Annotated in this window: 11 protein-coding genes; all 11 read left to right on the forward strand. The window is 44.2% G+C overall.

What is annotated here, in order from left to right; genetic code table 11:
• The first annotated feature begins 13 nt into the window (after window positions 1–13).
• The 11 genes from mfd (at window position 14) to lysS (ending at window position 14,242) form a co-directional block, all read left to right on the forward strand.
• A complete protein-coding gene (mfd, locus tag ECA01S_RS12940) occupies window positions 14–3,532 on the forward strand; it encodes a transcription-repair coupling factor (RefSeq protein ID WP_067396238.1) in 3,519 nt (1,172 codons plus the stop codon).
• Complete coding sequence (locus ECA01S_RS12945; RefSeq protein ID WP_067396241.1) at window positions 3,522–5,102, forward strand: putative polysaccharide biosynthesis protein; 1,581 nt, start codon at window positions 3,522–3,524, stop codon at window positions 5,100–5,102. Before mfd ends, ECA01S_RS12945 begins: the two co-directional genes overlap by 11 nt.
• Window positions 5,089–5,358, forward strand: a complete 270-nt coding sequence (locus ECA01S_RS12950) for an RNA-binding S4 domain-containing protein (protein WP_067396244.1) — start codon at window positions 5,089–5,091, stop codon at window positions 5,356–5,358. Before ECA01S_RS12945 ends, ECA01S_RS12950 begins: the two co-directional genes overlap by 14 nt.
• A gap of 67 nt (window positions 5,359–5,425) precedes the next feature.
• Entirely contained in the window at window positions 5,426–5,833 is a 408-nt protein-coding gene (locus ECA01S_RS12955) for an FtsB family cell division protein (protein WP_067396248.1), read from the forward strand.
• Window positions 5,834–5,879: 46 nt separating this feature from the next.
• Window positions 5,880–6,323: a S1 domain-containing RNA-binding protein gene (locus ECA01S_RS12960; protein WP_067396251.1), complete on the forward strand. Its 444-nt coding sequence runs from the start codon at window positions 5,880–5,882 to the stop codon at window positions 6,321–6,323.
• 71 nt (window positions 6,324–6,394) lie between these two features.
• Window positions 6,395–7,756 carry a tRNA lysidine(34) synthetase TilS gene (tilS, locus tag ECA01S_RS12965; RefSeq protein ID WP_071858998.1) on the forward strand — a complete coding sequence of 454 codons (1,362 nt, stop codon included), beginning with the start codon at window positions 6,395–6,397 and terminating at the stop codon, window positions 7,754–7,756.
• A gap of 17 nt (window positions 7,757–7,773) precedes the next feature.
• The gene (hpt, locus tag ECA01S_RS12970) at window positions 7,774–8,319 is read left to right on the forward strand and encodes a hypoxanthine phosphoribosyltransferase (protein ID WP_067396257.1); all 546 of its coding nucleotides are present in this window, start codon (window positions 7,774–7,776) and stop codon (window positions 8,317–8,319) included.
• 80 nt (window positions 8,320–8,399) lie between these two features.
• On the forward strand, window positions 8,400–10,541 hold the full coding sequence (gene ftsH, locus ECA01S_RS12975) for an ATP-dependent zinc metalloprotease FtsH (RefSeq protein ID WP_067396260.1): 2,142 nt from the start codon (window positions 8,400–8,402) through the stop codon (window positions 10,539–10,541).
• Window positions 10,542–10,754: 213 nt separating this feature from the next.
• Window positions 10,755–11,636: an Hsp33 family molecular chaperone HslO gene (gene hslO, locus ECA01S_RS12980; RefSeq protein ID WP_067396264.1), complete on the forward strand. Its 882-nt coding sequence runs from the start codon at window positions 10,755–10,757 to the stop codon at window positions 11,634–11,636.
• Window positions 11,636–12,631, forward strand: a complete 996-nt coding sequence (gene dusB / locus ECA01S_RS12985) for a tRNA dihydrouridine synthase DusB (RefSeq protein WP_067396267.1) — start codon at window positions 11,636–11,638, stop codon at window positions 12,629–12,631. The genes hslO and dusB overlap by 1 nt, the downstream gene beginning before the upstream one ends.
• Window positions 12,632–12,748: 117 nt before the next feature.
• Window positions 12,749–14,242: a lysine--tRNA ligase gene (gene lysS, locus ECA01S_RS12990; protein ID WP_067396271.1), complete on the forward strand. Its 1,494-nt coding sequence runs from the start codon at window positions 12,749–12,751 to the stop codon at window positions 14,240–14,242.
• Window positions 14,243–14,395 lie beyond the last annotated feature (153 nt).

Raw genomic sequence — 14,395 nt, forward strand, 5'->3', positions numbered from 1 at the left:
GGAGGGCAAACGAATGGATCTTTTAACACTGGCAGCTAAAAGCTCCGCCTTTAAGGATTGGACGCTTGCTGAGGGTCGTCAATTAGTGATTGGACTCGCAGGTTCGGCCAAAACGGTCATGATGGCGGCAGCCATTGAAAAAGCCCGGCAGACATTGATTGTGGTGCCTAACCTTTACCATGCCAATCAATTGGCAGAAGATTTACGCAATATTTTGCCTGAAGAACAAGTTCATCAATTTCCAGTTGACGAGGTTCTCTCAGCAGAGATGGCTTTTGCATCGCCAGAGGCTCGCAGTGAACGTGTTGCTACTCTTGATTTTTTACTGTCAGGTAAGGCAGGTGTAGTCGTGGCACCGGTAGCAGGACTGCGGAAATTCTTGCCACAACCCAAAACTTGGCAAAAAGCTCATTTAGATTGGGCGTTAGGTACCGAAGTCGAGCTTGATCAATTGGCACAAACGCTTGTTTTGATGGGATATGAACGGCAGAGTATGGTGGGACGTCCAGGTGAGTTTAGTATTCGCGGGAGCATTATTGATGTTTACCCACTGGATACTGAATATCCGGTTCGGGTGGAATTATTTGATATCGAAATCGATTCTTTGCGTTACTTTGAAGCCGACACGCAACGTTCAATTGAAAATTTAGAGGCAGTCACAATTGCGCCGGTTACCGAACTGGTTTTTTCAACGACGGACTTAGCACAAGCGCCGGCGCGTTTGAATCATGATCTTTCTAAACGCTTAGCCGTAGCGTCCGAAACAGATCAGCAGTTTTTAGATCAGTATTTTAGTCAGCTAGTGGCGGAGTGGGAGGCAGGTATTCCCACTGACCAAGCGCAGCTTTATTTGAGCTATCTTTATGAACAACCAGCAACTTTACTGGATTATCTTGAAGACGCAGCGCAGTTTTTTGTTGATGATTATCCGCGAATCCTAGAAATGGAACGAACACTGGAACAAGAGGAAGCCAACTGGCAAACGCAAAAAATTGAAGAGCTGCGTGTGTTTCCAGAACAATCTTTTGGTTTGGACTTCAGAGATCAAATGAAAAAGCATCCACAAGCTAGTTACTTATCTTTATTTCATAAAGGTATGGGGAACTTGCGCTTCCAAGGGATCCATCAATTTCATTATCGGAGCATGCAGCAGTTTTTTGGGCAGCTGCCTTTATTAAAGACAGAAATGGACCGCTGGCAAAAACAGGCGGAGACCGTCATTATTTTAGTGCCGACACCTGAACGAGGCGAAAAAGTTGCCGCATTACTACGGGATTTTGATATTCGAGCGGTTAATACCCGAAGTGATCAATTACTGCCTAAAACGATCCAAATCGTACCAGGAGCTTTGCAAAGCGGGTTTGAATTGACACAAGATAAACTCGTTGTCATCACAGAAAAGGAAATTTTCCATCAGACCACTAAAAAACGAGCACGGCGTCAAACAGTCTCTAATGCTGAACGCCTGAAAAGTTATACTGAATTGAAGCCTGGCGATTACGTCGTTCATGCGAATCACGGGATTGGTCAATACATCGGCATGGAAACGCTAGAGGTCGATGGGGTCCACCAGGATTATATGACGATTCTGTATCAAAATGACGACAAGCTTTTTATTCCGGTTACCCAGCTGAACTTGATCCAGAAATATGTTGCTTCAGAGGCGAAGGCCCCTCGTATCAATCGCCTTGGCGGGAGTGAATGGACTAAGACAAAACGCAAAGTATCTGCCAAGATTGAAGACATTGCGGATGACTTGATTCAGTTATATGCACAGCGGGAATCGGAAAAGGGCCATGCGTTTCCGCCGGATAATAGCTATCAGCAAGAGTTTGAAGCCGCTTTTCCATACAGTGAAACGGATGATCAGCTTCGCAGTATTGCAGAAATTAAGCGGGATATGGAAAAGGCGCGGCCAATGGATCGTCTGCTAGTGGGAGACGTTGGTTATGGGAAGACGGAAGTCGCGCTGCGGGCAGCTTTTAAAGCAATTCAAGATGGTAAGCAAGTCGCCTTTTTAGTTCCGACTACAATTTTGGCGCAGCAGCACTATGAAACGATGATCGAGCGCTTTGTAAATTTCCCCGTAGAAGTGGGAATGCTGAGCCGCTTTCGCACAAAAAAACAGCAGAATGAGACAATTGAAGAACTGAAAAAAGGTCAAGTGGATATCGTGGTGGGCACTCATCGCCTGTTGTCACAAGATATTACCTTTAGTGATTTAGGGCTTTTGATTATTGATGAAGAACAGCGATTTGGCGTTAAGCATAAAGAGCGACTAAAACAATTACGCTCGCAAGTTGATGTGTTGACTTTGACGGCTACCCCGATTCCGCGAACTTTACACATGTCGATGTTAGGTGTGCGGGATTTGTCAGTAATTGAAACACCGCCGGCTGATCGTTATCCCGTTCAGACCTATGTCATGGAAAAAAATCCAGGCGCAATTCGCGAAGCAATTGAGCGGGAAATGGCGCGAGATGGGCAAGTTTTCTACCTATATAATCGCGTCGATACTATTGAAAAGAAAGTTGAAGAAATCCAAGCGTTAGTGCCTGATGCTAGGATTGCTCATGCCCACGGCCAAATGACCGAAATTCAGCTAGAGAATGTGTTGATGGATTTTATTGAAGGAGAATATGATGTACTAGTAACTACTACCATCATTGAAACCGGCGTGAATATTCCTAATGTCAACACGTTATTTGTCGAAAATGCTGATTATATGGGATTGTCCACTCTTTATCAGTTACGGGGCCGAGTTGGTCGTAGTAACCGCGTGGCTTATGCCTACTTTATGTACGAACCACAAAAAGTCCTGACTGAGGTGAGCGAAAAACGTCTGCAAGCCATTAAAGATTTTACAGAACTAGGTTCGGGCTTTAAAATTGCGATGCGTGACCTGTCCATTCGTGGTGCTGGTAACCTGTTAGGCGCGCAACAGCATGGCTTTATTGATGCAGTCGGCTTTGATATGTACTCACAAATGCTTTCGGAAGCTGTTGCACGCAAGCAAGGAAAAAATATTCAAGAAGAACGAACTTCTGTGGAGATTGATCTGGGCATCGATGCGTATCTGCCGTCTAGCTATATTACAGATGAGCGTCAAAAAATTGAGATTTATAAACGAATCCGCCAATTGGAATCCATGGAAATGTATGACGAACTGGAAGCGGATCTGCTGGATCGTTTTGGTGAATACCCAGATGAGGTTGCCTACTTATTAGCGGTTGGTCGCTTGAAGATGGATGGTGACCGGGCACTATTAGAAAGTATCCGTAAGCAAAAACAACAAATCATCTTTGTACTCAGCAAAGCTGGAACTAAAACATACAGCGTAGAACAACTTTTCGAAGCGCTGGCAGCTACAAAGCTAAAGGCTGGCCTAGCGGTGGAAAAGGAAAAAATGACGATTCGTTTGACGATTCCGCAAAATCAGCCGCAAGCAGTCTTGCTGCAAGAGTTAGCAGCTTTTACTGCCGCATTACGGGAAGAAAAATACCGAGTGAAGGATGACGTTCATGGCGCCTAAAGAAATGCGTTCAATGATGCAAGGCGCCGCAGTGTTAACAGTGGCTTCTTTTCTGGTAAAAATCCTCAGTGCAATTTACCGCGTGCCCTTTCAGAATATCGTAGGAGATGAAGGCTTTTATGTTTATCAGCAAGTGTATCCAATCTACGGATTAGCGATGACCTTAGCTTTGTCGGGACTACCGCTCTTTTTATCCAAGGTCGTAGCCGAAACACCGGATCCGCAAATTCAGGTTCGGCGGCTCAAAAGTCTCTACCCCGTTGTCTTTTGGTTATCGGTCTCCTTAGCAGCTAGCATTTTTGGCGGTGCTGACTTTTTGGCAGCCCAAATGGGGGATGCGGCTCTGGCCCCGCTGATTCGGATGGCTTCGCTAGTTTTTCTACTGGTACCGCCCTTAGCCTTTTATCGTGGCCGTTATCAAGGTAATATGTGGGTCGTCCCCACTGCTGTGTCGCAGGTGGTAGAACAATGCTTGCGGGTAGGGATCATTCTTTGCGCAGCCTATACTTTCACTTTAGGACAGGATGTTTATCAAACTGGAACGGGTGCGATGCTAGGCGGTTTGGTGGGCGGTTTTGGCGCCTGGCTCGTGTTGCGCTATTATCAAAAAAAATGGCAACAGCCTAGCATCCGTTATTCTGTTAAAGGTGAAGCGATTGAACCGCGCTTTATCCGACGTTTTCTTTTAGAGGGCGGTTTGGTGATATTGTATGGCTCTTTGCTGATTTTGTTTCAGTTAGTGGATTCTTTTGTAGTTAAAAATGCTTTGGTAGCGAGCGGTATGACCGATCAGGCGGCCAAAGTAGCAAAAGGGATTTATGACCGAGGGCAGCCGTTGGTCCAATTGGGTCTAGTGTTGGCGTTAGCCTTAGGGTCAACTTTTTTACCCATGCTAGTTAAAGCATTTGTAGCCAAAGAACAGCACCGCTTTACCCAGCATGCTCAGCAATATCTTCGTTTGACCGCAGCCATTGGCTTGGCCGCTTCGCTAGGTTTAGCGCTGCTGCTTCCCTACGTTAACTATGCCCTTTTCAAGGATAATGCCGGTAATGCTGCTATAGGATTGTTTGTTTTTGCCATCTTTTTGATGGGGTTGATCCAGACGTATCAAAATATCAGTCAGAGTCAGAACCGCTTTTTAGCACCGATCCTTTCGGTGGTACTTGGCTTGATTCTAAAGGGAGTTACGTCCTATCCTTTAACCAGACAATTCGGTCTAGTGGGAGCGAGCTGGTCTACCCTTTTAGGTTTGGCAGGCTGTCTGATCAGTCTGATCGTGGTTACAAAAATCAAAGTTTGGCGGCGGGATGGTTACTGGTGGCGCCTAGGACTGAGTCTGTTAGCAATGGTAGTAGCGTTATTCGTTTATGAAGGAGCTCTCACCTTGATTATGAGTCAGTGGCATCGCGGGACTAGTTTATTAGCCGCGATTGGCGGTGTTTTCTGGGGCGCTAGCGTGTTATTATGGTGTATGATCCGGCTGCGGGTCTTTAGTATTAGAGAATGGTTGCTGTTACCATACGGCAGCAAGCTTTTACGTATAGGGAGGAAAAAAGATGCGCTTAGATAAGTTTTTAAAGGTTTCACGAATCATCAAACGGCGAACTGTTGCTAAAGAAGTGGCAGATAAGGGTCGTATTCAAATCAACGGAATTTTGGCAAAATCCTCAAGTACGGTTAAAGTGGGGGATCAAGTCAAAATCCAATTTGGGAATAAGGTATTAGAAGTGGAAGTGACACAGCTGCAAGAGTCCACTAAGAAAGAAGCAGCTCAGGATATGTACCGCATTTTACAAGAAACAAGGGTTGAAAACTCAACAAATTAGCATTAGACAACCTTTCAAGATGTTGGTATAATGAAGCGACATACCAAAATCGAGTGGAGCGAATCAAATGAGTAGACAGAAAAAAGTTGCAGCAATCCACACGGACTATGCGAAGGAACAATATGCCCGTTTTCAACAACAGAATAAGCAGATTATTTTTCGTCGTCGCCGTTTAGCTGTCGTTTTTTTAGTTGCCTTAGTGATTTTCGGCATCTCTGGATTTCGGTTGGTACAAGACCATCAGGAATTGCAAGCGCGCGAAGCAGATAAAATTGCTTTGCAAAAAGAGGCAGAGACTGTCAGTACGCAAAAAGCAGCTTTAGAAAAAGAAGTAGCTTTGCTAAAAGATGATGATTATATCGCAAAACTGGCACGCAGCAAATACTTGCTTTCAAAGGATAATGAACAAATTTATCCAATTTCTGAGAGTCAAACAGAATCACAAACATCTTCATCTACAGATTCTTCTAAGTAGATGTGAATAAAAAGGGTAGAGATTTTTAAGGAGGAAACATTTTTTTATGTCAATTGAAGTAGGGGCGAAATTGCCAGGAAAAGTATCCGGGATCACAAATTTTGGTGCATTTATTGATCTAGGAGAAGGCAAGACCGGGTTGGTGCATATCAGCGAAGTATCAAACGGCTATGTAAAGGATATCCATGATGTGCTAACTGTTGGAGATGAGGTTACAGTAAAAGTAACAAGTGTTGGGGATGACGGCAAGATCGGTCTATCTATTCGTAAAGCACAAGAAGACGCTGCGCCGAAGAAAGAATTTCGACCTCGTGATCGCGGACCACGTCCAACTTCAAAAAAACCATTTAATGCTCCTGCCAATAAAGGCGGTAAGCAAGATTTTGACTCTTTGATGAGTTCATTTTTGAAAGATAGCGATGATCGCTTATCTTCATTGAAACGCAATACCGAAGGCAAACGCGGTGGTCGTGGCGGCCGTCGCAATTAAAACAGAGGCTGGGACGATAATCGCGTCCCGCCTCTTTTTTGTTCGATTTTAATAAGAAAATAGGTGAGAATATGCAAGAAATTCAATTCCGACAACGATTAGCAGGATTGATAAACTCTAAGGAGCGCCTTTTGGTGGCAGTTTCAGGTGGCGTAGATTCAATCGTTTTGTTTCACTGGCTCCTTAACTGGTGTCGTGAGGAAACGCAACAATTAGCGGTTGTTCATGTAAATCATAATTGGCGTCTAGCGGCTGCTAGCGAGCAAGCAGCGCTGGCAACTATGTGTCAGCAATTTGAGGTTCCTTTTTACACGACGACCTGGGAACTACCAGTAAAAAGTGAAGCAGCCGCTCGCGCTTTTCGTTATCAATTTTTTGCAGAAGTGATGGAAGCGGAGGGCTATGAAGTCTTGCTGACGGCTCATCATGGGGATGACTTAGCTGAAACGGTTTTGCAACGACTAGTGAGAGGGAGCTCTTTAAAGGGCTATGCGGGAATTTTACCACAACGCTCTTTTGCTACGGGGCGCCTAGTACGTCCCTTACTAGGCTTTTCTAAAGCAGAGCTGCTACGGGAAGCCCAAGAAAAGGGCTGGTCTTACTGGGAAGATGATACGAACCAGCAGCTGGCTTTTACTCGTAATCGCCTGCGACAACGAGTTATCCCTCTACTTAAAGAAGAAAATCCACGTTTTTTACAAAAAATTCATACTTTCTCCCAAAAAATCCAATATGCTGATGAAATCCTGACGGAAATGGCAATCCTTGATTGTCAGCAGGTTTTTCAGAAGAAGCAGGGTGATTTAGGGATCTTTTTGAAGCTGTCGGCTGCACGGCAGCAAAATGTTTTGCGAGCCTATTTGGCGGAAGTGGTGGGTGACGCAATTGATCAGTTTACCGATCAGCACGTGACTGAGATGTTGAAAGCGTTACAAAGCGATAAGCCACAGGTGCAAGTTACGTTGCCGGAAAATCTTGTTTTGACGAAAAGCTATGGGAGCTTCGCGCTTACCATCAAACAAGCAGCACCGGCGAGTCATATCTATCAGTTGCAGCCATTCGAGGCGATTTTTTTGTCAGAAACCGAGTGGCTGACCTTATTGCCGCAAACAACCTCTTTGGAGCTACCTCCACAGGTGGCTACTTGGTCAGCCTATGAACTATTATTGCCGCAAGTGGCGTTACCCCTGACAGTTCGGCACCGTAAAGCTGGTGACCAAATTCAGCTGCCGCAAGGTTTTCATAAAAAAATCAGCCGACTGTTCATTGACCAGAAAGTCCCCAACGCTGAACGGGATCAAACATGGTTGGTGGCAGACGAAAAGGAACAGCTGTTATGGGTGGTGCCTAAGGTCAATTCTTATTTGAGTATTCCCCAAGAAACTGATAAAATACTGTACAGACTTCACTTTCGCCGAGAGGAAAGGAAGTAAATTGGAAGGAGATCCTCATGCTAGAAAAAGACATTCAAGAAGTATTGATCACAAAAGAAGAAATTTTAGCGAAATCCGCTGAATTAGGAAAACAACTGACAGAAGATTATGCTGGGAAAAATCCTTTAGTTATCGGGATTTTAAAAGGTGCAGTACCTTTTATGGCCGATATTGTGCGTGAAATCGATACCTATTTGGAAATGGATTTCATGGATGTATCCAGTTATGGTAATGCCACTATTTCTTCTGGAGAAGTCAAGATCCTGAAAGATTTAGATACCAATGTAAAAGGTCGGGATATCCTGATTGTAGAAGATATTATCGATAGTGGGCGAACATTATCGTATTTGGTGGACCTGTTTAAATATCGTCAAGCCAACTCTGTTAAAATCGTGACCTTACTGGATAAGCCAGAAGGGCGCGTAGTGGAAATCGAAGCAGATTATGTCGCTTTCAACGTCCCTAACGAGTTTGTGGTGGGTTACGGGCTAGATTATGCAGAAGCCTACCGAAATCTTCCTTACGTCGGTGTTTTGAAACCTGAAGTTTACCAATCAAATTAATGCCTCAACCTGCGGCGTTATGGTACAATAAAATTGGTCAGGATTGATAAAACAAAAACAATGAGACAGGGAGGTCAAGTATGAACAAAAAAGGTAATGGTATGATGAAAAATACCTTATATTATCTGCTCGTGATCCTTGCGATGGTCATGGTTGTTTACTTCATTTTTGGTAACAGCAATGATCAATCACCAGACATCGAGTATTCCACCTTTACCCAACAATTAGAAGATGGGAAAATCAAAAATCTAACCATTCAACCAGCGAATGGCGTTTACCGGATCACCGGTCAATATAAAGAGCAGCAGCAAGTTGAAAATAGCGGCGGTCTAGCTCTTTGGGGCTCAACAGAAGTCCAAACAAAAGCCTTTACCACGGTTGTTTTACCGAATGATTCCACGTTAGCGGAAATCAATAGTAAGGCAAGTCAATCAAATACACCATTGACTGCTAAAGAAGAGTCTAACAGCGGCGTTTGGATTACGCTATTAGTCAGCTTCTTACCGTTAGTCTTCATGATCTTCTTGTTCTACATGATGATGGGACAACAAGGCGGCGGTGGCGGTGGTGGCGGCCGGGTCATGAACTTTGGTAAGTCAAAAGCCAAAGAAGCTGACAAAAAAGCCAACCGCGTGCGTTTCTCAGACGTAGCCGGTGCTGAAGAAGAAAAACAAGAATTAGTTGAAGTAGTAGAATTCTTAAAAGATCCACGCCGTTTTGTTGAACTAGGTGCGCGGATTCCAGCAGGGGTTCTATTAGAGGGTCCTCCCGGAACTGGTAAAACCTTACTAGCAAAAGCTGTCGCTGGTGAAGCCGGTGTACCGTTCTACTCTATTTCTGGTTCGGATTTTGTGGAAATGTTTGTCGGGGTCGGGGCATCTCGTGTCCGTGACTTGTTTGAAACGGCGAAGAAAAATGCGCCTGCGATTATCTTTATCGATGAAATCGATGCGGTTGGTCGTCAACGTGGTGCTGGTATGGGGGGCGGTCACGATGAACGTGAACAAACCTTAAACCAATTACTGGTTGAGATGGATGGTTTTGATGGTAATGAAGGCGTAATCGTCATTGCTGCAACGAACCGTTCAGATGTTTTGGATCCAGCCTTGCTGCGTCCAGGTCGTTTTGACCGTCAAATCTTAGTGGGTCGTCCAGACGTGAAGGGTCGTGAAGCAATTTTACGAGTTCACGCTCGGAACAAACCGCTAGCAGATGATGTTGATTTGAAAGTCGTTGCCCAACAAACACCAGGCTTTGCCGGTGCGGATCTGGAAAACGTCTTGAACGAAGCAGCTTTAGTAGCAGCTCGTCGTAACAAGAAGAAAATTGATGCTTCTGACGTGGATGAAGCAGAAGACCGCGTGATTGCGGGACCTGCTAAAAAAGACCGTGTCATCAGCAAAAAAGAACGCGAAATGGTTGCTTATCACGAAGCAGGACATACCATCGTTGGTTTAGTTCTAAGCCGCGCTCGGGTCGTCCACAAAGTAACCATCATTCCTCGGGGTCGCGCAGGCGGTTATATGATTGCTTTGCCGAAAGAAGACCAATTCTTAATGACCAAGGAAGATATGTTTGAACAAATCGTAGGGTTACTAGGCGGACGTACAGCAGAAGAAATCATCTTCGGTGTTCAGTCTACTGGTGCTTCTAATGACTTTGAGCAAGCAACAGCTTTAGCTCGAAGCATGGTCACTGAATATGGAATGAGCGACAAATTAGGTCCAGTTCAGTATGAAGGAAACCATCAAGTCTTTGTTGGCCGTGACTATGGTCAAACCAAAGCTTATTCTGAACAAGTTGCTTTTGAGATCGACCAAGAAGTGCGCAAGATTTTGATGGATGCCCATCAAAAAGCCCATGAGATCATTGAAGCTCATCGCGATCAACATAAACTGATTGCCGAGAAGTTATTGGAATTTGAAACATTGGATGCCAAAGCAATCAAGTCTTTATTTGAAGAAGGTAAAATGCCAGAAGGTTCTGAGCAAGGCGAGTTCCCTAGCGAAAAAGCTCAAACGTTTGAAGAAGCTAAACGGGCATTGGAAGAAAAAGATGCCCAAAAACAAGCGGAAGAACGTCAAGACTTTGAAGATGCTAAAAAGGAATTGTCCGATGAAGCAGAAGAAGTGAAACTGGCTTCTGATGAAACTGAGCATAAGGTCCAAGACGAAGATAAATCGGACTATGACCGGAATAACTTCGAAGATCGTTACAAATAAGCTTAACAAGAGTCAGGACACATAAAGTGTTCTGGCTTTTTTGTTGCTAAAGCTCCCGTAAGGCAGTAAGGGTGAACAGCAAATGCTTTTTGTGCTAAAATCCACTCTAGAGTGACTGCTTGTTTATAAAAAGATCGTTTTTCAAAAAGATATCTTGAAAAACCACTAGAATGCTTGTATGATCGACTAATGGATTGATAAAGGAGAAATGACATGGAAGATTATTTAGTAAAAGCGTTGGCAGCTGACGGCTTTGTCCGAGCATATGCTGTCAAAGCAACCGATACGATTCGTGAGGCGCAACGACGCCATGATACTTGGAACACCGCTTCTGCAGCCTTAGGCCGGACGATGGTAGGGGCTATTTTGCTGGGGGCAACGTTAAAAGGCGATGATCGCTTAACCGTCAAAGTCGAGGGCAACGGACCAGCCGGCGCGATCATTGTAGATAGCAATGGCAAAGGTGAGACTAAGGGCTATCTGCAAAACCCTCATATCAGTTTACCATTGAATCCACAAGGAAAAATCGACGTGCGTGGCGCAGTTGGGACTCAAGGAATGTTGACAGTCATTAAAGACTTAGGGTTGAAAGAACCCTTTTCTGGTCAAACACCGCTGGTTTCCGGTGAACTAGGGGAAGATTTTACTTATTATTTGGCTGTCTCTGAACAGATTCCTTCATCAGTAGGGTTAAGCGTACTAGTAGATACAGATGATAGTATCAAAACAGCTGGCGGTTTTATGATCCAATTGATGCCTGGTGCTACGGAAGAAACGATTACTCGCTTAGAAGCGGCTTTAGTAGATACGCCGTTGGTTTCTAAGCAACTAGATGCTGGTGCTACTCCGGAAGATATTCTTCGGGCTTTGTTAGGTGAAGAACTAGAAATTTTGGAAAAAAGTCCAGTCCAATTCAAATGTGACTGTTCAAAAGAAAAATTTGCCCGCGCAATTATTACACTTGGGCCTGATGAAATCCAAGCGATGATTGATGAAGATCACGGAGCTGAAGCGGTTTGCCAATTCTGCGAAAATAAATATGAGTACGATGAAACCGATTTGACGGAACTGAGAAAAGAAGCAGGGGGACTATAATGGAACAAACGTGGAAAATTGGGAATATCGAAATTCCTAATCGAGTCGTCGTTGCCCCAATGGCTGGCATCACTAATGCTGCTTTTCGAGTAACTGTTAAAGAGTTTGGGGCGGGCTTAGTCGTCTGTGAAATGATTAGTGACCAAGGGATTCACTTCCGTAATAAAAAAACCTTAGAAATGCTCTATATTGATGAGCGAGAACATCCGTTAAGTGTTCAGATTTTTGGTGGGAATAAGGATAGCTTGGTGGAGGCAGCTAAATTTGTCCAGGATCATACTGAAGCCGACATCATTGACATCAATATGGGTTGTCCGGTTAATAAAGTGATTAAAGCTGAAGCAGGCGCTAAGTGGCTGCTTGACCCGGATAAAGTACACGAAATGGTTCAAGCGGTAACATCAGCTGTTGATATTCCCGTCACGGTTAAGATGCGGATTGGCTGGGATGATCAGCATGTTTTCGCTGTCCAAAATGCGTTGGCAGCTGAGGCGGGCGGTGCAGCCGCAATTGCGATGCACGGCCGGACGCGTGTTCAAATGTATGAAGGCAAAGCGAACTGGGAAATTTTAAAAGAAGTCAAACATCACTTAACGATTCCTTTCATGGGTAATGGTGATGTACGAACACCGGAAGATGCCAAACGGATGTTGGAAGAGGTAGGTGCTGATGGCGTGATGATTGGCCGCGCCGCTTTAGGTAATCCTTGGATGATTCACCAGACCCAACATTATTTAGCCACCGGCGAACTGATTCCAGAACCGACGCCAGCCGCAAAGATTGCAACGGCTAAAGTCCACCTGCAGCGATTAGTAGATTTAAAAGGTGAAAAAGTAGCAGCTCGCGAGTTTCGGCAACATGCTGCCTACTATTTAAAGGGAATTCCGCGAGCAGCTAAAGTCAAGGTTGCGATTAACCAAGCTGAAACCCAGCAGACAATTGTTGAGTTACTAGATGCCTTTGTTGAAAAACAGCAGGCGCTAAGCGCAGTGTAAAGGGGAGTACTTAGGGAGATTGAAACAAATGGAGCAATTTCCCTAAGCTACTTGCTTTTTTTCTTTTTAATGTGGCATTATAGACAAGAGATGAAAGACAAGAACGGAGGAACCCACGTGAGTGAAGAACAACAGCATTTGGAAGATTTAAACGACCAAATGATCGTTCGTCGTGAAAAAATGGAGAGTCTAAGAGAACAAGGCGTCGATCCTTTTGGTGCTCGCTTTGAACGGACCCATAATTCAAAGGAACTACATGAACTATTTGATCAACGAACAAAAGAAGAATTGAATGAGATGAATTTGACTGGTACAGTAGCCGGTCGTTTGATGACGAAACGCGGTAAAGGAAAGGTCGCTTTTGCCCATTTGCAAGATCGCGAAGGCCAAATCCAAATCTATGTCCGCAAAGATGAAGTTGGCGAAGAAATGTATGATGTATTTAAGCACGCTGACTTAGGCGATTTTTTTGGTGTCTCTGGCCAAATCATGAAAACAGATATGGGCGAGTTGACAATCAAAGCTAAAGCAGTGACATTACTTTCCAAAGCCCTACGTCCACTGCCAGATAAATATCATGGCTTGACTAACGTTGAGCAACGCTATCGTCAACGTTACCTGGATTTAATTAGTAATCGTGATAGCTTTGATCGTTTTATGAAGAGAAGCCAAATCATTTCAGAGATCCGTCGCTACTTGGACGGTTTAGGTTATATCGAAGTTGAAACACCGGTTTTGCATAATGAAGCTGGTGGAGCAGCAGCCCGTCCGTTCATTACGCACCACAATGCTTTAGACATGGATCTGTATTTACGGATTGCGCTGGAACTTCATTTGAAACGACTAATCGTAGGTGGCATGGAAAAAGTCTACGAAATCAGCCGCGTTTTCCGTAATGAAGGAATCGATACGACCCACAATCCAGAGTTTACGATGCTAGAAGCGTATACTGCTTATACCGATTATCGGGACGTGATGGTTCTAACTGAAGGAATTATTCAAAATGCTGCCGAAAAAGTCTTAGGCACAACGGACCTAAGCTATGATGGACAAGAAGTCCATCTTGGTGGTGAATTTAAACGTCTCCATATGGTAGATGGTATTAAAGAAGTGACAGGAGTAGATTTCTGGAAAGAAATGTCGCTAGAAGAAGCTCGCGCCTTAGCAAAAGAACATAACGTTGAGATTACCGATGCTATGGCAGTGGGTCATATTATCAACGAATTCTTTGAAACCTTTGTTGAAGATACCTTACAGCAACCAACATTTGTATATGGTCACCCGGTAGAAGTTTCGCCACTAGCCAAGAAAAACGCAGAGGATCCTCGTTTTACTGATCGTTTTGAACTATTTATTATTGGTAAAGAGTTCGCAAATGCTTTTACTGAGCTGAATGATCCAATTGATCAACGTGCTCGTTTTGAAGATCAAGAAAAGCAACGGGAAGCGGGCGATGATGAAGCCCACGGTGTAGATGAAGATTTCCTAGAAGCTTTAGAATATGGGATGCCACCAACAGGCGGTTTAGGTATCGGAATCGATCGCTTAGTTATGCTGTTGACTGATGCTCAATCCATTCGTGATGTATTATTATTCCCTACAATGCGTTAATTGTATAAAACCGCTGATTCTTGAGTCAGCGGTTTTGTGTTGTAATCGAAAGAGTAAACGGTTTAAACAGTAGAAGGGATGTGAATTTCCGAACGATTTAAGCGGTTATTAAAAGAGTAATCGGGTATCGAAAAAACCCTGAAAAAAGTAATA

Origin of the sequence: Enterococcus canis NBRC 100695, from assembly GCF_001544375.1 — a bacterium.
In the GTDB taxonomy this organism is placed as follows: Bacteria; Bacillota; Bacilli; order Lactobacillales; family Enterococcaceae; genus Enterococcus_H; species Enterococcus_H canis.

Bases quoted from the DNA above. Each gene is read 5' to 3' on its own strand.
- mfd (WP_067396238.1), top strand. From the start codon at position 14: ATGGATCTTTTAACACTGGCAGCTAAAAGCTCCGCCTTTAAGGATTGG.
- ECA01S_RS12945 (WP_067396241.1), top strand. From the start codon at position 3,522: ATGGCGCCTAAAGAAATGCGTTCAATGATGCAAGGCGCCGCAGTGTTA.
- ECA01S_RS12950 (WP_067396244.1), top strand. From the start codon at position 5,089: ATGCGCTTAGATAAGTTTTTAAAGGTTTCACGAATCATCAAACGGCGA.
- ECA01S_RS12955 (WP_067396248.1), top strand. From the start codon at position 5,426: ATGAGTAGACAGAAAAAAGTTGCAGCAATCCACACGGACTATGCGAAG.
- ECA01S_RS12960 (WP_067396251.1), top strand. From the start codon at position 5,880: ATGTCAATTGAAGTAGGGGCGAAATTGCCAGGAAAAGTATCCGGGATC.
- tilS (WP_071858998.1), top strand. From the start codon at position 6,395: ATGCAAGAAATTCAATTCCGACAACGATTAGCAGGATTGATAAACTCT.
- hpt (WP_067396257.1), top strand. From the start codon at position 7,774: ATGCTAGAAAAAGACATTCAAGAAGTATTGATCACAAAAGAAGAAATT.
- ftsH (WP_067396260.1), top strand. From the start codon at position 8,400: ATGAACAAAAAAGGTAATGGTATGATGAAAAATACCTTATATTATCTG.
- hslO (WP_067396264.1), top strand. From the start codon at position 10,755: ATGGAAGATTATTTAGTAAAAGCGTTGGCAGCTGACGGCTTTGTCCGA.
- dusB (WP_067396267.1), top strand. From the start codon at position 11,636: ATGGAACAAACGTGGAAAATTGGGAATATCGAAATTCCTAATCGAGTC.